Annotated in this window: 13 protein-coding genes; 4 read left to right on the top strand and 9 right to left on the bottom strand. The window is 54.5% G+C overall.

The genetic code is table 11. The features are described from left to right. The first annotated feature begins 2 nt into the window (after positions 1 to 2). Both AABA21_RS07145 and AABA21_RS07140 read left to right on the top strand, forming a co-directional pair. Entirely contained in the window at positions 3 to 1,079 is a 1,077-nt protein-coding gene (locus tag AABA21_RS07145) for a Gfo/Idh/MocA family protein (RefSeq protein ID WP_338248333.1), read from the top strand. After that, positions 1,076 to 1,906 (top strand): sugar phosphate isomerase/epimerase family protein, encoded by an 831-nt coding sequence (locus AABA21_RS07140; protein WP_338248331.1) that lies wholly within the window; start codon positions 1,076 to 1,078, stop codon positions 1,904 to 1,906. Before AABA21_RS07145 ends, AABA21_RS07140 begins: the two co-directional genes overlap by 4 nt. Positions 1,907 to 2,077: 171 nt before the next feature. Here the strand turns inward: AABA21_RS07140 and AABA21_RS07135 are convergent, their stop codons facing one another. From AABA21_RS07135 to AABA21_RS07105, 7 genes are all read right to left on the bottom strand, one after another. After that, positions 2,078 to 3,304 carry an AI-2E family transporter gene (locus AABA21_RS07135; protein ID WP_338248329.1) on the bottom strand — a complete coding sequence of 409 codons (1,227 nt, stop codon included), beginning with the start codon at positions 3,302 to 3,304 and terminating at the stop codon, positions 2,078 to 2,080. A 133-nt stretch (positions 3,305 to 3,437) separates the two neighbouring features. Beyond that, positions 3,438 to 4,997 carry an RNA-guided endonuclease TnpB family protein gene (locus tag AABA21_RS07130; protein WP_338248327.1) on the bottom strand — a complete coding sequence of 520 codons (1,560 nt, stop codon included), beginning with the start codon at positions 4,995 to 4,997 and terminating at the stop codon, positions 3,438 to 3,440. Positions 4,998 to 5,001: 4 nt separating this feature from the next. Further along, the gene (gene tnpA / locus AABA21_RS07125) at positions 5,002 to 5,406 is read right to left on the bottom strand and encodes an IS200/IS605 family transposase (RefSeq protein WP_338248326.1); all 405 of its coding nucleotides are present in this window, start codon (positions 5,404 to 5,406) and stop codon (positions 5,002 to 5,004) included. A 142-nt stretch (positions 5,407 to 5,548) separates the two neighbouring features. Then, a complete protein-coding gene (locus tag AABA21_RS07120) occupies positions 5,549 to 6,577 on the bottom strand; it encodes an alcohol dehydrogenase catalytic domain-containing protein (protein ID WP_338248323.1) in 1,029 nt (342 codons plus the stop codon). A gap of 185 nt (positions 6,578 to 6,762) precedes the next feature. Continuing rightward, positions 6,763 to 9,450, bottom strand: a complete 2,688-nt coding sequence (locus AABA21_RS07115; protein WP_338248322.1) for a GH116 family glycosyl hydrolase — start codon at positions 9,448 to 9,450, stop codon at positions 6,763 to 6,765. A gap of 15 nt (positions 9,451 to 9,465) precedes the next feature. After that, the gene (locus tag AABA21_RS07110; protein WP_338248320.1) at positions 9,466 to 12,759 is read right to left on the bottom strand and encodes a glycosyl hydrolase; all 3,294 of its coding nucleotides are present in this window, start codon (positions 12,757 to 12,759) and stop codon (positions 9,466 to 9,468) included. Positions 12,760 to 12,957: 198 nt separating this feature from the next. After that, entirely contained in the window at positions 12,958 to 14,238 is a 1,281-nt protein-coding gene (locus AABA21_RS07105) for an enolase C-terminal domain-like protein (RefSeq protein ID WP_338248318.1), read from the bottom strand. A 309-nt stretch (positions 14,239 to 14,547) separates the two neighbouring features. Between AABA21_RS07105 and AABA21_RS07100 the strand changes: the two genes are divergently transcribed. Then, on the top strand, positions 14,548 to 15,459 hold the full coding sequence (locus AABA21_RS07100; RefSeq protein WP_338248316.1) for an LLM class flavin-dependent oxidoreductase: 912 nt from the start codon (positions 14,548 to 14,550) through the stop codon (positions 15,457 to 15,459). 27 nt (positions 15,460 to 15,486) lie between these two features. Then, positions 15,487 to 17,094 carry an FAD-dependent oxidoreductase gene (locus AABA21_RS07095; protein WP_338248314.1) on the top strand — a complete coding sequence of 536 codons (1,608 nt, stop codon included), beginning with the start codon at positions 15,487 to 15,489 and terminating at the stop codon, positions 17,092 to 17,094. 98 nt (positions 17,095 to 17,192) lie between these two features. Here the strand turns inward: AABA21_RS07095 and AABA21_RS07090 are convergent, their stop codons facing one another. Together AABA21_RS07090 and AABA21_RS07085 are read right to left on the bottom strand one after the other, a co-directional pair. After that, positions 17,193 to 18,377, bottom strand: coding sequence for an RNA-guided endonuclease TnpB family protein (locus AABA21_RS07090; protein ID WP_338248312.1), 1,185 nt, complete (start codon positions 18,375 to 18,377; stop codon positions 17,193 to 17,195). 138 nt (positions 18,378 to 18,515) lie between these two features. Beyond that, on the bottom strand, positions 18,516 to 19,973 hold the full coding sequence (locus tag AABA21_RS07085; protein WP_338248310.1) for a glycosyl hydrolase: 1,458 nt from the start codon (positions 19,971 to 19,973) through the stop codon (positions 18,516 to 18,518). Positions 19,974 to 20,040: the final 67 nt, after the last annotated feature.

Genomic DNA, 20,040 nt, shown 5'->3' with positions numbered 1-20,040 from the left:
AGATGATCGAGAAAGAAGCACGATTACTGAGAATTGGGGTTGTCGGAGCAGGCCAGATCGCGCAGGCCGCTCATTTTGAGTCCTGTCGCAGAGCGCGCAATGCCGAACTGTATGCCATCTGCGACCTGGCGGAAGACCTGGTCACGAATATGGCCGCCATCCACCATCCCCGCGTCACCTATCTCGACTACAACGAGATGCTGGCAGATCCGCAGGTCGAAGCGGTCATTGTGGCGACCGCCGATCAGTTCCATGTCGCCATGGCCGCTCAGGCTCTTGCCGCCGGGAAGCATGTGCTGGTGGAAAAACCACTGGGGGTCAGCGTTGAGGAGTGCGAGGCGCTCCGTGAGCAGGTGCGGTCGTCGGGGCTCGTACTCCAGGTCGGGACGATGAAGCGCTTTGATCCCGGCATCGCCTTTGCCCACCAGTTTATCCAGGAAGAGATCGGCCAACTTCTCGCGCTCAAAGCCTGGTACTGCGACTCGACGTATCGGTACACGGTGACGGACAACCTTCAGCCCATGATGATCAGCAGCACCCATGCCAGACGACCAGCAGGCAATCCGAAGGCAGACCGGCAGCGCTACTACTTATTGGGGCATGCCAGCCACCTGGTCGATACGGCCCGCTTTCTGGGTGGTGAGATCATCCGTGTCCAGGCCAGACTCGTCGAGAAGTTTGGCGCCTATTGCTGGTTTGTCGACACCGAGTTCGCCGATGGCAGTCTCGGTCATCTCGACCTGACGATCGCTGTGCGCATGGATTGGCATGAAGGCTTTCAGGTGTATGGCGAACATGGCAGCGTGATTGGTAAGACCTTCAATCCCTGGCATCTGCGCTCCAGTGAAGTGGAGTGTTTCAGTGCACACGATGGACAATATCATCGCGTTCTAGGTGCCGATGGACATGTCTACAAGCGACAGATCGAGGGCTTCGCCGAGACGATTCTGCAGGGAGCGCCACAGCATGGGGCGGGGATCGAAGACGGTGTCGCGGCTATACGGACCCTGGTGGCTATCTCACGTTCCGTCGAAACCGGCGCGTGGATCTCTGTGTCCGATGTGACAGGAGGCGTATGATGCAGCTGGGGATCTTTGCCAAAACGTTTGCGCGTCCGAGCGTTGAAGAGGTGTTCGACGCGGTGAGGGCACATGGCTTGAGGTATGTGCAGTTTAATCTGGCCTGCGCGGGTGTGCCGTCCCTGCCAGAGGAGATCGTTCCTTCCCTCAGCAGGCGTATTCGCGAGGCCGCGCAGAGCAGAGACATCGAGATCGCGGCTGTCTCTGGTACCTACAACATGATCCACCCCGATCCAGCGGTGCGCCAGCAGGGACTGCGCCGCTTGCGTACGTTAGCGGCCGCCTGTCAGGATCTGGGAACGACCGTTATCACGCTGTGTACAGGGACACGCGATCCCCTCGACATGTGGCACTGGCATCCAGAAAACGCATCTCCCGAGGCCTGGTCTGATCTCTTACACGCGATGGAGGCGGCCCTGCGCATCGCCGAGGAAGAGCAGGTGACCCTTGCCTTTGAGCCGGAGCGAGCCAATGTGGTGAATACCGCCGCGCGCGGCCACGCTTTGCTTGCCACCATGGGGTCCTCACACTTGAAGGTGGTGGTCGATCCCGCCAATCTGATCGTCCCAGGCGGCGAACGACCGATGCGCCAGGTGCTCGATGAGGCCTTTGACCTACTGGGAGAGCAGATCGTCATCGCCCACGCCAAAGATCGGAGCGCGGACGATACCTTCCGCGCGGCTGGAGAGGGGATTCTCGACTATGACCACTATCTGCGCCTGCTTCAGGCCAGGGCTTTTCCCGGCCCTTTGATCATTCATGGCCTGGCCGAAGCGCAGGTGGACACAACTCTCCAGTTCATCTCAGGCAAGCTCCAGAGCAGGTAAGGAGTAAGTGTGACCTTGCTTTAACGCGTCCCCAAAAGCAGTTATTCGTTATCCTTTGGCTGGTCGCGCTACTTATAGTCAGGTGCTCTACCTTATGGTAGGGCACACATATATATTAGTGCTAGCCTGTGTATAGCCATATATGTGTGCCCTGAAGCAAAGAGGGTATCGTCAGGAGATGAGCTCCTGGATGATCTCTTCTGGATGGAGTTGCTTACGCTTACTCCAGGCGGCCACAATGATATGTTGAATGATTCCGACTATGGGGACGGCCAGGATACCACCGACGATTCCGAAGAGCTCACTGCCCGCGAACAACGCGAAGATAGCCAGGATAGGATGGATGCCGACCGCGTCTCCCAGAATGCGCGGGCTCAGGATTTGGCCCAGAAAGACTCCCTGAAGCAGAACCACAAAGACCGCTACAATCAGGACGGTGACCCAACCCTGCGGAATTGCCATCAGGATGCAGAGGGGTCCACCGATATAGCCACCAATCACCGGGATAAAATTGGAGACAAAGACGATCAAGCCTAATAAGATAGCATAGGGGACGCCCAGCCACCAGAGGACCAGCCCGGTCAGCACGCCAGCGATAGCTCCTACGATAAAGAGTCCGCGAAAGTAGCCCCCGATGGCGCGATCGATTTCATCGAGCAGAAAATTGACCTCTTTCTGATACGAGAAAAAGGATTGCTCACGCATCCAGCGGATCATACGAGGGCCAGCCTGGATAAAGTAGACCGCCAGGGTTGCCACCACAATAATATCGATCAGGATATTAAATGTCCCTTGCCAGAATGGGATAAGGCCATACAGGAAATGTTGGAGTTGCACAAAGATCTGGTCGCCTACTGCGTTGATCTGAGTGCTCGAAACGCCAATCTTGTTCAGGTTATTCAAGATGCCTTGAATCTGCTGTTGTCCTTCTTTGCCTTGCAACCAGCTGATAAAACCTGGTAATGTGGCGACTTGATTAAAGACCGCCTGCCCAACGCTGGCAACCAACAGGCATAAAGCGATGAGTAGTATCACAAAGACGAGCACGATTGCGATAGCACGTGGAATGAAACGTTGGAGAAAGAGCACAATCGGATAAATGAGGTATGCCAGGAGCGCACCTGCGAAGATCAGTGTAAGCGCTGCTCCGACACGCGCCACGGCCATAAAAAAGAAGTAGAAGATAAGACCCCAGATCAGGATTGCCGCGCCAACGATCAATCGTCGCGTCCATAACGCGCGAAAGGCGGCTGTGCTCCGGATCTTCTCCTGGTCCTCCGCTGTATCGGCTGAACCAGGGCTGGGTGTTTTTGTCACCTGTGTGGATCCAGGCGAATGAGATGACGCCGCATGTTGCGGAACATTCGCCTCCTGTGCTGGCTGTTCCATAGAACCCATAGATCGGATACCTCCGAAGTTTTAAAGTTGCAGTCGCATCCTTTGCCTGCCCGCCTGTTTACAAGGGAGACGGTGCGCTGCATATATAGAGCAAGTATACCAGTATAGGGCTATGCTGTGACACTTCGCAGGCCTAAAGACCAGCGGCTTCTGACTCCCCGACGTAGTCGCTGTCCTGAGCAGGTGTGGCGTAGCCATGGCTCCCTGGGCAGTGTAGTGGATCGGTGAAATCGCGAGCAGACCCAGCCAACCCTGGGATACTGCTCTGGGCGGTGCCATGCCCGTTGTTGCTCTCATGCCTCGTCCAAAGGGATAGCTGGCCCACAACTTGGACGTTCGGCTCTTGGAGAACAACAACACCCGTAGATTGCTCTACCCGAGCACGAGTGCTCGTTTGAGGCTTTTCCTGGAAGCGTGCGAAGAGTCTGTTTCCGATCATTAAACTGGCATTTCTGTCTGCATTGCCACGCATATTACATGTTGCACAATAGACCAGTGGAGCACCATAGGTGTACCCCTTGGGTTCTTGCCCTTCTGCATAGCGAGCGACCATCCCACCACAGCACGCGCATTCACGGCTGGTATTCCTCGGGCTCACTCGACTTGTGAGTATACCAGCATTGTAGGCTTTGTATTTGGAATAGTTGAAGATACGGCCTTTCATCCAATACGCCCGTTTCTCGTTCCCTCGTTTGCTGTACTTCCCTTTGGCTGGTTGAAGGTTGCCCAGGTGCTCAAACACGAGCACCGTTGCTTCGTGTTTCTGAGCGAACTGGACAATGCGGCGGGAGATCAGATGAGCCATATGATCATCTCCATTTCTGATCTTTGCCCATATATCTGCATTGTCCTGTTCGTTCTCTGCAATGTTGCCAGTGAGATGACGATTGCGTGCGATACGACCGAGCTGTTTCTTCCTAAAGCCGGATACTCGTTGCCCACCTCCAATAAAGAGCGTGGCAAGAGTCGAACCTTCAACATCTCGTATCGTACACACAGCTAATTGTTCTTTAATATTCAAATCGACTGCACAGAGACGTGTGTCGCTTCTTGTCTTGATCTGCTTTTCGATTTTGACGGGGTTCTTGATCTTCTTCTCGACAGGAGTATGCAGGTACCAGTGACCGCCACGATACACCAATTGAGGGCTACATAGATCAAACCCTTCTGGAATTTCACGCCCTGTACTGCGCACTCTAATCCAACTCCAACACATCCCTGTCCAGACCTTGATCGTGACAGAGGAACCGACTCGTTCTTTCCACATGCTAGCATAGAGCGTCACCGATTTGTTCCAAGTTCGTGGGGGGACGGGAGGTCGCTCGTGACATTTCTTGCCTTTTGCCTCTGCTTTCGCTTTGGCCCGTTGCCATCGTGCTCGATTGCCGTAAAACGAATGGGCCGACCCAAGAGCCGCATTGATAGCAGCTCGTCGGAACATGGCTGGAATATCTTCTTCAATCTCGCAAAGAGGCATCACTGGGTGAGGATTGAGTTCGGTGGTATGAGTGAGCTTCTCAAGGGCGGTGAGTGCTTCTTTCTGAGAAAGATCCAAGATGTTGCTATGCGCCTGGATCACATCAAAGTAGAAGGATGCAACCCGATTGAAAAGAGCTTGATTGGCGTGCAACCACTCACCATGAGCCGCTTTATGGTTCAAAACGTGCCGAATGGTAGTCGTTGCTTTTGCCATGGTTCTAGCGCCTTCCTTTCTGTGCATCTCTATACTTCTGAATAGTATCGTGGCTAATAGTTTCTGCTGTACTTGCAAAGTAAGATCTTGTCCACATTGAAGGGAGTTTCAGGAGGGAAGGAAATTCCTTTCGCAACACCAAGGAAGTTTTGCCTTTACACTCTTTCACAACTTCTGCTGCACTTGTAGAGGGGAAACACCTCACAAAGAGATGGATATGGTCTGGTTGGATAGCCAGCGTGAGAATGGTCCACCCTTTCTCTTCACACTTCTCCTCAATGAGCTGCTGACACCTCTCTGCAACGTTTCCAGCCAGAACGGGTTTCCTTCTCCTTGGACACCAGATGAGATGATAAACAATGAGATGAACGTGATGCTCATCTCTCTGATACTCAAGTGGCTGTTTCATGGTCTAATTAGACCATGAATTAGACCATCTGTCAAGAGGTTTCTGGGTAAAACCACGACGCCTAACCGCTTGGGTTAAAACCCTGCGGTTTGCGGCGGGCTAAAACCCTTGACTCGGTCATTCTGGGTTGACCTTATATTGCTCATGGCACGATCACCGTGCGCACATCACTCCGGAACTGTTCGAGCTTATCTAGTACCTGGTTAATTGCACCGGCATCCAATGGGATCGTGCGCGTGACGGTTTCTGAAACAGTGAGTTTTCCACACCGCGCCAATTCGAGCAGGAGTGGCAGTTCATGAAGCAGGTGATCGCTCGCGCCGATCACTTCACCTTCTCTGCCAATCAGTTCCCGATAGGTATCTATCTCAAGGGGCCTGTGGCTGATCCCTGCCACAACGGCGCGCCCCATGACCGCCAGAGATTGTACCGCTTGCTTCATCGTTTGAGGGAGGCCGATGACCTCAAGCGCGACATCCACTCCTTTGCCCTGAGTACGTCTGCGAATCTCGGCGACCGGATCACTTGTGCTGGCATTCACCGCAATCGCGCCATATTGTTCGGCGATTTTGCATTTATCCGCATTGATATCGACGGCGTAGACATCGAGTGCGCCGAAGGCATAGGCAAGCTGTATTGCTGATGCTCCCAATCCACCTATCCCGAAGATGGCGACCGTCTCGCTTCCCTTGAGCCTGGACTTGCGCAAGGCGTGAAAGGCGGTCGCTGACGAACACATCAGGATCGCGCCCTGTTCAAAAGGGATTTCATCTGGCAGATGCACGGTATTGTGCTCAGGTACCGCCACGTATTCGGCATAGCCACCATCGACAAAACGTCCTACCATGGACCCTCGTGTGCAAAATTGCTCATGACCGGCGTTGCAGTATGAGCACTCACCGCAGCTTAAAACATAATGCACACAGACGCGGCTACCAACCCTGACAGTCGTCACCTGGCTGCCTACTTGCTCAACGACGCCCGCAATTTCATGTCCCAGCGTCCTGGGCAAGGGCTGCACAGGCGATTGCCCTGTTCGATAGTGAACATCGCTGTGGCAAATGCCTGCTGCTCGCACTCGTATCAACACATCTCTTTCGCCAATGGAGGGCATGGGGATCTCCTGCATTTGCAGGGGGCTCTGAGCCTCAATCAGTCGGACTGCTTTCATGCTCTGTTCTCCTTTACCTTCTTTTAACCGCCGCTTGCCATTCAAATTGTCTTTTGCGAGCTGCGTTCCTGTGCGCGGCGAGATCTGATGGAGAAACGTCAATGTCTGACATGACTCCATCGATCCGCCGCGTCGTATCGCAACAGAATGTTGATTTCGCTTTTGGGCTTTGACCTGGAGATTGCCTATGGCTCCAGCACAATTTCCAACGTTGCGTTTGTTTTGAGCACACAGGGCTGATCAAAGGTCAGGGAGAGCACCGTTGCCCCTGGCTGACGTTGCGCCTTGATCTGCTGGCCATCCAGCATGAGCTTTGCGTTTTCATGATTGCGTGTGCCCAGGTAGAGGCGCTGTATACGCACATCGCCGTATGCGCAGGTCAGGGATATGCGCGTCTCCTTGCCGGTGCTGTCCTGCTCGAAGGTACCCCAGCCCGAACCTGTGATGAAAGGTACGCGAAATGGTTCGTTTCCGTCTGGAGGTGAGAAGGCAAGCTCACCTGTGCTGGCGTCATACGTGAAGCCGCTGAGCGCTTCTAGCATCGACCAGCCTGCCATTGCCCTGGCATAGTGATCGCCGCACTCGATCTCGTTGTACGGATTGCGTCGTGTGCCGTTATAGCGCTGCCGTAATGCTGACAGAATGCTCATGCCTTCTTCTGTCAGACCTTCCAGCAGGCAATGCGTGCCTACCTGGTATTCCATGCCGGTCCAGACTTCATCGCAATAGCGCACGGGTATCTCCGGACGCCCTCCGTGGGGCCAGGTACAGACGATGAGGCCCGTATCGTCGTTATCGGCAAAGACACGGTAACCATGTTGAAAATCGCGGAAGCCGTGACGCAGATTATACTTCACGATCGAGCGCAGGGTAGTTTTCACATGCTCTTCAGGTAGAATATAGCCCAGATCGAGCAGGTGTGCCCACCATTGCCCAAACAACTGATCGGCAAGACAGCCCTCACCGAACTGGTTCTCCAATGGCATCGACTGATCGATGATCTGGATATAGTACTCGCCATTCCACAGCAATTCATCATAGCGAGCGCTCCCTCGCTCAAAGAGATGTCGCAGCTCTTGCGCCAGGTCCCGATCTTCCTGTAGTTTCGCCATCTCCTCAGCGGCGCGGAGCGCCGCCAGCCAGAGCGCACCGATATACATATTGGGACCAAAGAAGGCGATGTCGTAGGTGTTGGGCTGTTCCCCCTCTAATACCCCATCCTTGTTCTCATCCCAATGGGCGACGATGTAGTTGACCAGGCGCTTCACGCGTGGCCAGAGCCGGTTGAACCAATCCTGGCCCGCGCCCTGACGCACCTCGCGATACACTTTCAGGACCGTACCCAGCATACCGTCTAGCGCCGGGTTGGTCGGGCCACCAATAGGCTCATCCCAGAACTGGGGCAAATAGAGAGGCAGGACGGTTCGATGCGGGATATATCCCTCCGGGGCCTGTGCATGTTCAAGATCGGTCTCGCGCATACTCCGTTCCAAAGCCGGAAAGAGTTTGGAGAGCGCCATCTCATAGTTCCACACATGCGTGCAATTGAGCGGACACGAGCCGCCATAGGTCGCATTCCACATCGCCGTCGAGGCCCCGAGCGACCCTTCGAAACCATAGAACCTGCCATCTTCGGTCCAAAAGCAGGTTGGACTGCGCATGAGCGTCCCCTGCGCGCCAAGTGCCTCTGCGACCCAATCCGGTAATGTGCTGGTGTAGATGCCCTCGGCCCACTTGCGCGATGCCTCCTCCAGCTTCTGACGATGCTCTATGAGATACTCTGTTACCGCCAGGGCATCGGCGAAACGGGTCGCGTAGGCATTTCCCAGCCAGAAGCGGCTCTTGCCATAGTCTCGCCGCGGGCCGAACTGGTCAAAGTTCAAGTAGCGATTTGGGAAATACCAGCTATACACGAAGGTGATGGTGGTTGTCTCGCCGGGCGCGATATGAAAAGGCGCCGCCAGGCCCCCATTCCAGGTTTCTCCGGCCGGGCTGGCTCCCGTGGCTCCCATCAGCCGGTTTTTGCTCGCGCGGGGCCGTATGGTATTTTGCTCCAGCGGTGGCTGGGGACCCTGCATGAATTGGATGAACTGGGCGGGTGTTGTCCAGTTCTCAAAGGGCTCGCCTCCCGGAGCAAGGCAGGAGAGTACCATCTGCCCCTCACCCGGATGATCATCTGGCAGGGCCGCATTCTCCATGACAATAGCGGTATAGCTATCTCGTCGTTGCACGCGATTCACATTGCCACCATATAGCGGACAGCGAGTGCCGGAGATAGGCGTCAGGCCATCCCAACCAACGGCGTTTTGTAGTGTTGCTCCAAGCTTGCCATACACCGCCTGTGCCCAGCGATTGCGGATGGTGAAGGTAAAGAGGATGGCCGGGAGCCCACTGCTCTCAGCATCCAGGGGAACGAAGGGAGAGTAGGCCTCTAGCGAGACTTCCACGGGCAATTGCGCATCTTCATAGGCGATACGGGCAAAGGGATAGTTGCCGGTAAATGTTGTACGCTCTACACCCGGTATCTGCTGCAGCAGGGCCAGCTGATCCGCGGGAATCTCATTATCGGTGACCAGGGGCGTGCGTTCCTGTGATTGGTTCGCGAGCTCACCTGATTGCAGGATACGTATCTCGTTTACTGGTGGCTCGGTACAGGTTGCGCGAATCGCGAAGAAGCTATCGGGGACAAATCCCTGGTGATTGATCTGATTGACGATCTGCCATTGCCTCAGTCCCCCATCGCCGCCTAATGCAATCTGGCCAGCAGCAATCCCGCCCAGCGGCATTGCTACATGACGAGTCGCTTCCCCCTTGTACGAGTATCCAGATGGGTATTGATCATCACTGATCGACATTGGATGTACCTCTGGCATAATGTCTCCCCTCCTTTATATCGTAACTATTTGATGAGTGGCAGGCTCAAAATACGAGCCTTCCAGCATACCGCTCAAAGTGTTGGTTACGCGGACCTCAATCTCATTTTGTCCCTGGCGCAAGATGTCGGACTCTCCCTCCCAATGATACGGTGACCAGCAACACACGCCGAGAGAATGCCCATTGACCAGCACTTCAACACAATCATGCAGGTGCTGATCCCAACCATCGAATGCGAGGGCGAATGTTCGTTCGCGAGGCAGTGCATCGAGAACTGCTTCACGTGTAAAGCAGAGGGTGCCCGCGAAATAGGGATAGCCGACCTGGATGCCGCTTTTGGGTTCCCCGGTTTCGGGGATTGGGCCGATCACTGGCGTGCCAGCGGGATCAAACGAAACCCCAAAGTCACCGCTGAGATAGAGCGGATCGCGCAATCCATCTTCATCGCGTTGCCCTTCCACGCGGACGGCCAGGCGATTGAGGCCCGGCTGCAGCCATGGTCCTACCTCGCATCCTTGTTGTGGGAACCCATGGAGGGAGAGATCCGTAAAATCTTGCGCGGTGATTGGATGGTCATTCAGGTAACAGGTGTAATCTCCACCGATCGCGCTCTTATCCATCAAAAGCTTGCATCCCAACGGTGCCTGTTCGACCACGAAGGTGGTGTGATACCAGCAGTGGAGTGGATAGGCCAGGGAACTTTGTACAGGCAGGCCAAAGGACTGCGTGAATTGTATGGGCATGGTGTGGGACGACGCGACATCGGCGCACTGATTGATCAGCGGCTTGACCTCCACTACTGGCCATGTTTCTCCTTCAGCACCGTGATGTGTTGAGCCTGTGTGATTGTAGTCAGCCAGGAAGTGAAACTTCCCCAAACGCAGGATATTGTCCTGTTGAGCCCTGATCTTCCACGGCTGTTGGATCGCGAGCGACCATGCCCATGCTTGCTGCGTGGTCGGTGCCGCTTTCGCTGGCTGGGTCTCTTCCCGAGTCTGGTAGCGAATGAGATGAGCTTCATAGGATGCAAAGGGCAGGGTAATAGTCCAGCCACGGTCCGTCTGCTCTACGGGCAGAGGGGTTATGTGTCCCGATGTGAGATCCAGGCGTTCTACAACCTGCCCGGCGGGACGGCGTAGCAGATGTAGACGCAGCACTTTCTCCATCCCTTCCTGGTGGGTGATAAAGACAATCTGTGTCCCATCAGGCAGACTTCTCTGCCGGACCAGAAATGAGCCACGGTCTCCTATAACAGGCTCCAGATCCATCTCCGGAGAGGTGCATTGCCGCAGAAGATCAAGCAAGCGATCGATTACCTGTGTATGCTGGAATTTGCCTGCGCTGGGGAGAAAATAGGCCGTGTGGGCCCCTTTTGTCTGGGGAAATCTCTCGCTTCCGGTTGTTGCCGGGCCTTCCTCCTGAGAAGCAGAAGCGTCTTGCCAGTAACTCTGGCGCGGGGACGTTGTCAGGCCAAACCATTGCAGTACCTCTCTTTCAATATCCTCTCCCGGCTCAATCTGCTCATACGGCAATAATCCTACACTAATCACTTTGCCACCGGCCTGTAAAAAGGCTTTCACCTGCGACCAGGCCGCGACCTCGAGATTCGTCAACGGCGGCAAAATGAGTGTCTCGTAATGGGCGTGGCCGATCACCAGGTGCCCATCTTCAATCGTCGCCTGTGCCAGCAGTTCCGGGTCCAGATGATCATAGTCGATCTGGTGGAGCAACAATTGTTTGCACAGAAAGGTCCAATCCCCTTTCAGGCGTTGCAGGGCCTGCTCTTCCGCTGGATCATTGCCACAGTAGCGAAACTGATGGAATGGATTGCCCATATGGGTCCAGAAGCTGGTCGCGGGATGCACAACCGCGACAGAGATGCCTGGGCTCCCCTGACTCATGACGTAGCCAAGCCGTCCCGCGTAATCGGCAAGCTGCCGAAAATGTGGCCAGTAGGGATTTTGCTGGAACTGCGACGGGGGCGCGTCATGTTTGCGCAGACCATCGATCGAGGAGAAGAAGGCATGAAAGACATAAAAATTGATTCCCATGGCGGCGAGCCGGTCCAGCATCCACTTCGCGTCCTGCAAGGTCATAGACCAGCCCAGGCTATGAAAGCACTCGATCATCGTCCGTTCAGTTCCCAGCTGATTGGCCAGGGAGCTGGCGATCTTCGGGTCAGCGCGCAGATTGGCGGCATTCTCATCAAGAATCCACTCCAGCGAACGTCCGATTTTCTCATGGGCGCTATCGCCACCGGGAATGTGGCTGAAGAGCTGTGTCGTCATACGCATAGATGGTACTTCGGTCATGTACTGTAAATGGTGTTGCTCGCACCAGCTGCTTATTTGTTGATGATAGCTCTCCCTGAGCAACTGGTGCAGGCGTTGAAAAAAGCGATAGCGAGCCTGTTTGCTTTGCTCGTCTGGTGGATAAAAGACCGCCGGCAGGCTCTCGATCAATGAGCTGCCATCTTGCTCTTGTACAGCGTTTGAGAGCTGTGCCGACCAGGGGATATGACCCAGCAGGCCAACCTCATCAGTAAAAACGCCTTTGATCGCTTGTCCGAAGTGCTCCTGAAAATGACTGGCGTAACGCTCGTGGGTGGTCTGAAGAAACGTCTGGACGGCCTCTTTATGGCAGGGGTCTACATAGGTTCCGAAGTATTTGAAATTATGGATCTCATCTTCGAGGAAAAAAACGAGCTGCCAGCGGCCGGGCGGGACGCTCCAGGTCAGCTGTTTGTGGGGAGAGGCGGTGAAGAAGCGTTTCCTGGTGTAGGCGGTGAGGCCAGTGGACTGAAAGATAGACGCCGCCGGAACGCTCCCAACGTGAGGCATCAGATCGTGCGCGCGCGACCAGTCGAGCGTTCCTTCCTGTGAGTTCAGGGGAAGCGCCCTGGCGAAGAGCACCTTTGTCCAGGGCAGCGCGTGGGAAAGCTCTTGCGGTCCCTCAATGATGAGGGACTGATGTAGTAACTGGCGATGCCTGGCATCGGGATGCTCAAGGGTGACCTCGCCGCCACTCATGCCACTGGGATAGGGATATTCATCGTAGAGCCAGGTGTGTAGTCCATAGCGCCGGGCCGCCTCTACCGCCACGGCGACACGTTGAAACCACTGTTCAGATAAGTACGCAACCTCCAGCCCCTGACGTGCGCAGATGAAAAAACCACCCACCCCCTTCTCCGCCATTTCTTTGATCTGCTGGATAATCTCTTCTTCCTCCATGGCATCGTTCCAGAACCAGAATGGCACCAGGCGATAATCTATGGGTGGGTCGCGAAAGAGTTGTTGAAAATCCGTCATCAGTCTTCCCTTCTCAATACTGCCGAAGGAGTACAGGTACTCGTTTCGGTCTCTCCTGGTAAGGTCTTTCCGGAGAGCCTCACCAGTTTTTGGCGTCACTATTCGTGAACCCCATGCAGGTAGGTTCGCATCGCCGGGACAAGTAAGGACTCCAGGGTAACGGTGACATAGCGCGCGCCACGTTCCCTCCATTGCCTGTTACCAGTAAACAGGACTCCAACCGGGTTGAATTTTTTGCATCTCAGCGACATCGTCCCGCTTGCTCAAGCCGGCGGCCAGGTACTGTGCGTGGAGTTGCTCCAGGGCCGCGTCATCCAGTTCCACGCCTAATCCCGGGGTGTCATCTATGCGCAGCGCGCCATCCGTAAACTGACGCTTGCCTCCAGCGATGACCTCCTCCGCCTGCCAGGGATAGTGGGTATCGCAGGCGTAAGTAAGATTGGGGATAGCGGCCGCGACGTGGGCCATGGCCATCAGGCTGATGCCAAGGTGCGAATTGGAATGCATCGAAACTCCCCAGCCAAAGACGCGGCACAGATGGGCAAGCCTGACGGTTGCCGCCAGGCCACCCCACAGGTGCAGATCCGTCAGCAGAATTTGTATGGACCCGCGCGCGACCGTCTCGGGTATGTCCGCCCAGGTCGTGGTACACATATTGGTGGCCAGAGGCATTGGCACCTGTCTGGCGACCTCTGCCATCGCGACCTTCCCCGATGTTGGATCTTCCAGATATTCCAATGCTCCGGCAAGCTCATGCCCAACATTAACGGACGTTTTTACGCTCCAGAAGCCGTTGGGATCGAGACGCAAGGGAATATCCGTCCCAAAGGCTTCCCGAAGCGCATGGATGGTCGCGGCCTCCTGCGCGGGCTCGAGCACCCCTCCTTTGAGCTTGATGCTCTTGAAGCCAAACAGCCGGACGAAATCCTGTGCCTGTCGGACGATCCCCTCGGGCGAAAGAGCTTCACGTGCCAGGTAGTCATCCCGCTCTCTGGCAGCGGAAGATGCGTGCGCCAGGCCATCGCTTCCCCCAATGCCCGCATGTTTGTAGAAAAGATAGGCGCAGAAAGGAACCTGGTCACGAAAGCGGCCTCCAAGCAGATCTGCTACCGGCCGGCCGGTGGCCTTCCCAATAATGTCGTAGCAGGCCACCTCGATGGCCGCGAAGGTCTGTGCCGGAACCGTGAGCCTCCCTTCCCATGGGCGGTCCGCGTTGCGCGCGGCTACAGGATCGCCGACGATGGCCTCCTCAAGTCGCGTAAGGCGGTAGGGGTCCTGACCAAGGACCAGGGGCCGTGCCGCTTCCAGGTCCCCCAGCGGAATACTGCCGCCGAAGGTTTCACCCAGCCCGGTCAATCCGTCATCGGTTTTCAACTGGACAATGGTGCGCAGCGCATAAGGCGCGTGCAAACCGAAGGCACTCCGCAGCGGCGGATCGGCGATCGCGACCGGTACGATTCGCATTTCGACAATTTTCATCGCTTCCCCTTTCAACTGGCCGCTATGCCACAAGGCTGATTTCCTTTTACTCCTGATATACTACAGCATATATAATATTAACATTAAAAAGCGATAGATTGCTCTACACCGTCAAGGAGACGATCTGCCTGATGGTGCATATTGACGAGCGTGGCGGCGCGAGTGGATCTTTCTGCATGCACAATATGCATATGCTATACTTTATAAAATAAACGTTGTGTTTTGGTACGGGATAGCTTGTGTCACCCACATGATTTCGCCCGTTTACGTGCTCCTGATATTCGTTCCCAGTAACTAGAAAGAGATATAATGGCTCATATTCAATTTGGCTGGTGTATCCCATTTGAAGATGGCGATCGATCTCGCACAGAGCAACTCACGGCTTATCAACAGGGCCTCGATATTATCTCTGGCCATTTTGATACTGCCTGGATGGGCGATCATGTGCAATTCGGCGAGAAATCTATCCTTGAAGCGTGGACCGCTATGAGCTACCTGGCGGCACGATCTTCAACTATCACATTTGGACATCTCGTTCTCTGCCAACTCTTTCGCAATCCTGCCTTGCTGGCAAAAATGGCCGCAACCCTACAGTATATGAGCGAAGGACGGTTTGTTCTTGGATTGGGCACCGGATGGCACCAAGAAGAGTGCGATTCCTATAACTTTGAGTTTCCAACCCCTGGTGTGCGTATTGAGGAGCTCGAAGAGACGATTCAGATTGTCAAAGCGCTGTGGCGTGAGGATCATGTGACGTTCGAGGGCAAACATTACAGCGTGAAGGATGCGAACTGCCAGCCAAAGCCTGATCCGATTCCCCCTATCATGGTTGCCGCTTTCCAACCACGCATGATGCGTCTTACTGCTCGTCATGCCGATTGGTGGGTGACTCAGGGAACGGAGATACCAAAAATCGCTGCGCAGGTCGCGTCCTTAAATGAGGCATGCGATAGAATCGGCCGTGAGCAAACAAGCATCAAACGTCTCCTGCAGTTAGGCTGCTACTGCGCACCAACCGAAACAGAGCTCAGGCAGATCATCGGCGACAAAAAGGTGAATCCCAACTGGTCTCTCTCTGGCACACCCGCGCAGATCGTTGAGCAATTGCGTCCCTTCATTGATCTGGGTTTCGATCACTTTATTATCGACACCAGCGACTTTCCCAACCTGACTACGCTCAAAATGTTAGCCCATGAGGTGTTGCCGCTCCTCAACCGCTAGGACGCCTGCCCATAAGGAGTATTATTGATGCGAGAACGACAGACGGATATTCTGATTGCAGGTGGTGGGCTAGGAGGTGTCGCTGCGGCCCTTGCCGCTTTGCGTCTGGGGAAGCGCGTGATTCTGACTGAGGAGACTGACTGGATCGGGGGCCAACTCACTGCGCAGGCGGTGCCGCCAGATGAGAATCGCTGGATTGAACAGGAAGGTTGTACAGCAAGCTACCGTTGTCTACGCGAAGGCATTCGCGCGTACTATCGGCGGAATTATCCGCTGCGACCCGTAATTAAAGATCAATCAACGCTCAATCCTGGTCAGGGGGGAGTGAGCCGCCTTTGCCACGAGCCACGCGTCGCTCTGGCCGTGTTGGAAGAGATGCTCGCGCCCTACCGTGCCAGTCGCCAGATAGAAGTGTTCTTGCACCATCGACTGGTGGCAGCGGAGCGTGATGGGGATCGTTTAGAGGCATTGACCATCCAGGATGATCAAACAGGTGAACAAACGGTCATTCATGCCCCCTATATTTTGGATGCAACGGAATTGGGCGATGTCCTGCCCCTGGCGGATATAGAATATGTGATCGGAGCCGAGAGTCAGGCGCAGACTGGTGAACTACACGCGCTTGTAGGTGAGGCGCAGCCGCTTGATCAGCAAGCTGTGAGCTGGTGCTTTGCACTCGACTATCTCCCCGATGAGGATCATACCATTGCGCGGCCAGAAGATTATGAGTTCTGGCGACGCTACCAGGCAGACTTCTGGCCGGGACCCCAGCTTGGTTGGATTGATTGCGATCCCGTTACGCTGAAAACGCGTCACCGTGCCATCTTTGATGGTGATACTGACCGTGAGCAGGGGCAAGACCTCTGGCACTATCGGCGTATTTTCTACCGCCAGCACTACCGTCAGGGCCGCTACCCCAGCGATATCACCCTGGTAAACTGGCCCCAGATTGATTACTGGCTTGGTCCCTTGTTGGGGGTTTCGGATGAAGAAAAGCAAAAACATGTGAGGGGCGCACGCCAACTTAGCCTATCCATGCTCTACTGGATGCAAACTGAGGCTCCACGTCTGGATGGAGGATATGGGTATCGGGGTTTGCGCTTACGAAATGATATCATGGGAACCACCGATGGGTTAGCAAAATCTCTCTATATTAGAGAAAGCCGACGCATTAAGGCAGAATTCACAGTATTGGAACAGCATGTAGGCGTCCAGGCGCGTGCAGTGATGGGGTTGCCTGAAGGGTCTGAGTTGTTTGATGATAGTGTTGGTGTTGGCTCCTATCGCATTGACCTTCACCCTGGTACTGGGCAACGCAACTATGTAGATATAAGTAGTTATCCTTTTCAGATTCCACTAGGAGCTCTCATCCCGCAACGGGTTGAGAATCTGCTTCCAGCGAATAAAAATCTGGGAGTGACGCACATAACCAATGGCTGCTATCGTCTCCACCCCGTCGAATGGAACGTCGGCGAAGCAGCCGGGGCGCTGGCGGTCTATTGCCTGGAGAACGGGGTAATTCCGCGACAGGTACGCAATACTCCCCGGCACCTGGCACATTTTCAGGCCATGCTGGTCAATGACCTGGGCTTTCAACTGACCTGGAACGAAACAACGCGGACACATGAGGTCTAGGCGACCTCCCAGCAGGTCTGCTACATTACGACTCCTCTACAGATATCAGGCCATTAATTGACATCCTCCCCCGCTGAAAAGGCGGGGGATTCCAAGAATCACTTCTTGGGTTTCCTGCTTCGCTGAGACGTGCCGGAGTTGGTTTTCACCGCCCCCGGTCTTACGGACTCTCCACAGGCATTGAGGACCGTGAGCCCCACGGACCTGATATTCTTTGCTGCATTGCGATCTCGGTCATGATGCACGCCACATTCTGGACACGTCCACTGGCGTACGTCGAGCGTGAGGGAGTCGAAGATATATCCACAGTCGAAACAGCGTTTACTGGATGGGTACCATTTGTCAATGTTGACCAGATTTCGACCGTACCAGTCTGCTTTGTATTCCAACAGGGACACAAATTGACTCCACCCCATATCCGAGATCGCTTTGCTGAGAGAACGATTCTTGACCATGTTCTTGACCTGAAGGCTCTCTACACAGATCGTTTGATTTTCACGGATCAGCCGTGTGGAGAGCTTGTGGAGGAAGTCAGAACGTCGGTCAACAATCCGGGCGTGGATTCTGGCAACGTGGTGGCGCGCTTTGTCCCGATTCTTGGACCCTTTTTTCTTTTTCGCGTGTCGGCGTTGCGCCTTTGCCAGTTTTTGTTCGTCCTTGTGGAAGAATTTGGGATTGCCAACGATTTCTCCATCAGAGAGCACCACGAACGACTTCAAGCCCAGATCGGCACCAATAGCGGTTCCACAGGGGGTCAGGTGCGCGATACTCTCTTCTACCAGCAAACTGACGAAATAGCGGTTACTGGCGTCTTTACTGACGGTGACACTGGATGGGGTAACTCCTTCAGGCAAGGGACGTGACCACACAAGAGCCAGCGGCTCTCTCATTTTTGCCAGTGTCAGGGTGCCATTGCGAAATGTAAAGGCGCTCGAGGTGTACGTAGCCGACTGTTTATTGCGCTTCTTTTTGAACGTTGGATACTTTCCACGACCCTCAAAGAAATTGATGAAGGCTTTGTCCAGATGGCGCAATGCCTGTTGGACGGGAACACTGGACACGTCATTCAACCAGCGATACTCATCCTGCTTTTTGAGGTCGGTGAGCATCGAAGAAAGGTCTTTGTAATACAGGCGCGTCTGTTCTTTGTAGAAGGCGTCCGTTTTGAGGCGCAACGCCCAATTGTAGGTAAATCGTACACAGCCAAACGTCCGAGCAAAGATCTGTTTTTGCTCATCGGTCGGATAACATCTGTATTTGTAGGCGCGTTTCTGTATACTCATACGTTACATTGTAGCACGTACTGTGTAAAAATTCAACAGTATACCCAACCCATCGCGCCACCAGAAGGAACGGGCTTCTATCCCCTGGTTAAAACACAGGGGTTTTACGCCCCGTTCGTATAAAACAGTGGATCACGCTCATGATGGCCGCTCTTGTTCCAATGGATGCATCGTGAACTGTTCAGTCTCCGTCAGGATATAGATGGGCTCTGGCGTCAGGCGCAGCGTTACCTTGCCACCTGTGGGCTGAAGTATCTGAGTTTTGCCCGTCATGCTGATGGAGGTCAAGGGACCATTTGAGGCCAGTTCGATTTTTTGATTAAACGGCGTTGACCAGAGCACATGTAGATTGTTGCTGAAGCACATATGATACACATTAAATTCTGCTATCTCGCGGCCCAGGAATGAACGACCCGCTAGCAGACGCGTAAGTACCGCAAAGGCGATATAGGAGGGTTTGGGTGTATAGTATCCGTCCGCGTCGGGCAATCTGATCAAGCCAAAATTCTGTTCCAGATCAAAGCTATTCGTTCCATCGTTAATGAAGTCGTACCAGAAATATGTATCCACCCCGACTGATAGGCTGAGCACGATGCTGCGCACAAGGTAGTGCGCCTGTTCAACTTCGTTGGTGATGTTGAAGGCATCCGACCAGCCCAGTTCGGTAATCCAGATCGGTTTTGCCTGACCGTTATTGTGTGCCTTGATCAGGTCCTGCAATGCCTGCAGGTGCTGCGCTAGATTGCGGAATTCTGGTGGATCGACGGAAACGATAGAGTAGGGATGAACCGAGATCGCATCGGCGTATGTCAATGCGCCCGTTGTGAAAAGCCTTTTCAACCAATCCAGGTCAATACCAAAGGTCGCTCCAACCACCACCGTGACATCGGGACGCACGGCTTTGATCGCCTGGTAGGCCGCGCTGACCATGCGCGCGTAATTGGCCGGATCATGCTCGCCCGGTCCGGTTGAGAACTTGCCATTATATTCATTGTACAGCTCGACCGCGTGTAGCTGCGGATAGTGACTGACAAGCGCTCGCGCGTAATTAGCATAAGCGGCAAAACCAACCTCATCATGGGGTGTCAGGCCACCATCATACAAAGGATTGTTGTAATCGATAATGAGCAACGGATGCAAGCCACTACGTTGAAACGCGCTCATGTATCTATCAATAGGCGTAAAATCATACTCTCCCGGGCTGGCCTCGACATCGGCCCAGAGAGCATCCTCCCTCACCATGCTGGCTCCCATGGCGATAAGTTCCCGCGTCCCATTCAACGGATTTTTGCCGGAAAAGTGGGCGCTGACACCGAACCTGCTATCGACCGGTAGCGCTGTAGACGTGATTACCACAAATGGGATTGTGCGTACCGATGTCTCATTCGCGGTATGGTTGGTGACCGTCAGTACATAGTATTCCGGACGGCATTGCTGCAATGATATGATCGTTTGATCGCTTTGCACATCGACCTGGCCCTCTACCACTTTTGTACCGCTGCGATCGGCCACGCTATATGTGAGGCTCCCGGTTGACGCGGGTGTCCAGATCTTGAAGATAGGGATCTCTGTATGTAAAAAGATGGTGCTTTGCACGAGATGCTACTCCTTGCGTTCTTGGCGTGCATGCTGTGGCCCCGTTAAGCGTCAGGGCCAGCTGAAA

The organism is Dictyobacter halimunensis, assembly GCF_036245075.1.
This window is presented reverse-complemented; position numbering and strand designations above follow the sequence as displayed.

Coding starts and splice junctions, on each gene's coding strand:
- AABA21_RS07145 (WP_338248333.1), top strand. CDS start 3: ATGATCGAGAAAGAAGCACGATTACTGAGAATTGGGGTTGTCGGAGCA.
- AABA21_RS07140 (WP_338248331.1), top strand. CDS start 1,076: ATGATGCAGCTGGGGATCTTTGCCAAAACGTTTGCGCGTCCGAGCGTT.
- AABA21_RS07135 (WP_338248329.1), bottom strand. CDS start 3,304: ATGGGTTCTATGGAACAGCCAGCACAGGAGGCGAATGTTCCGCAACAT.
- AABA21_RS07130 (WP_338248327.1), bottom strand. CDS start 4,997: ATGGCAAAAGCAACGACTACCATTCGGCACGTTTTGAACCATAAAGCG.
- tnpA (WP_338248326.1), bottom strand. CDS start 5,406: ATGAAACAGCCACTTGAGTATCAGAGAGATGAGCATCACGTTCATCTC.
- AABA21_RS07120 (WP_338248323.1), bottom strand. CDS start 6,577: ATGAAAGCAGTCCGACTGATTGAGGCTCAGAGCCCCCTGCAAATGCAG.
- AABA21_RS07115 (WP_338248322.1), bottom strand. CDS start 9,450: ATGCCAGAGGTACATCCAATGTCGATCAGTGATGATCAATACCCATCT.
- AABA21_RS07110 (WP_338248320.1), bottom strand. CDS start 12,759: ATGACGGATTTTCAACAACTCTTTCGCGACCCACCCATAGATTATCGC.
- AABA21_RS07105 (WP_338248318.1), bottom strand. CDS start 14,238: ATGAAAATTGTCGAAATGCGAATCGTACCGGTCGCGATCGCCGATCCG.
- AABA21_RS07100 (WP_338248316.1), top strand. CDS start 14,548: ATGGCTCATATTCAATTTGGCTGGTGTATCCCATTTGAAGATGGCGAT.
- AABA21_RS07095 (WP_338248314.1), top strand. CDS start 15,487: ATGCGAGAACGACAGACGGATATTCTGATTGCAGGTGGTGGGCTAGGA.
- AABA21_RS07090 (WP_338248312.1), bottom strand. CDS start 18,377: ATGAGTATACAGAAACGCGCCTACAAATACAGATGTTATCCGACCGAT.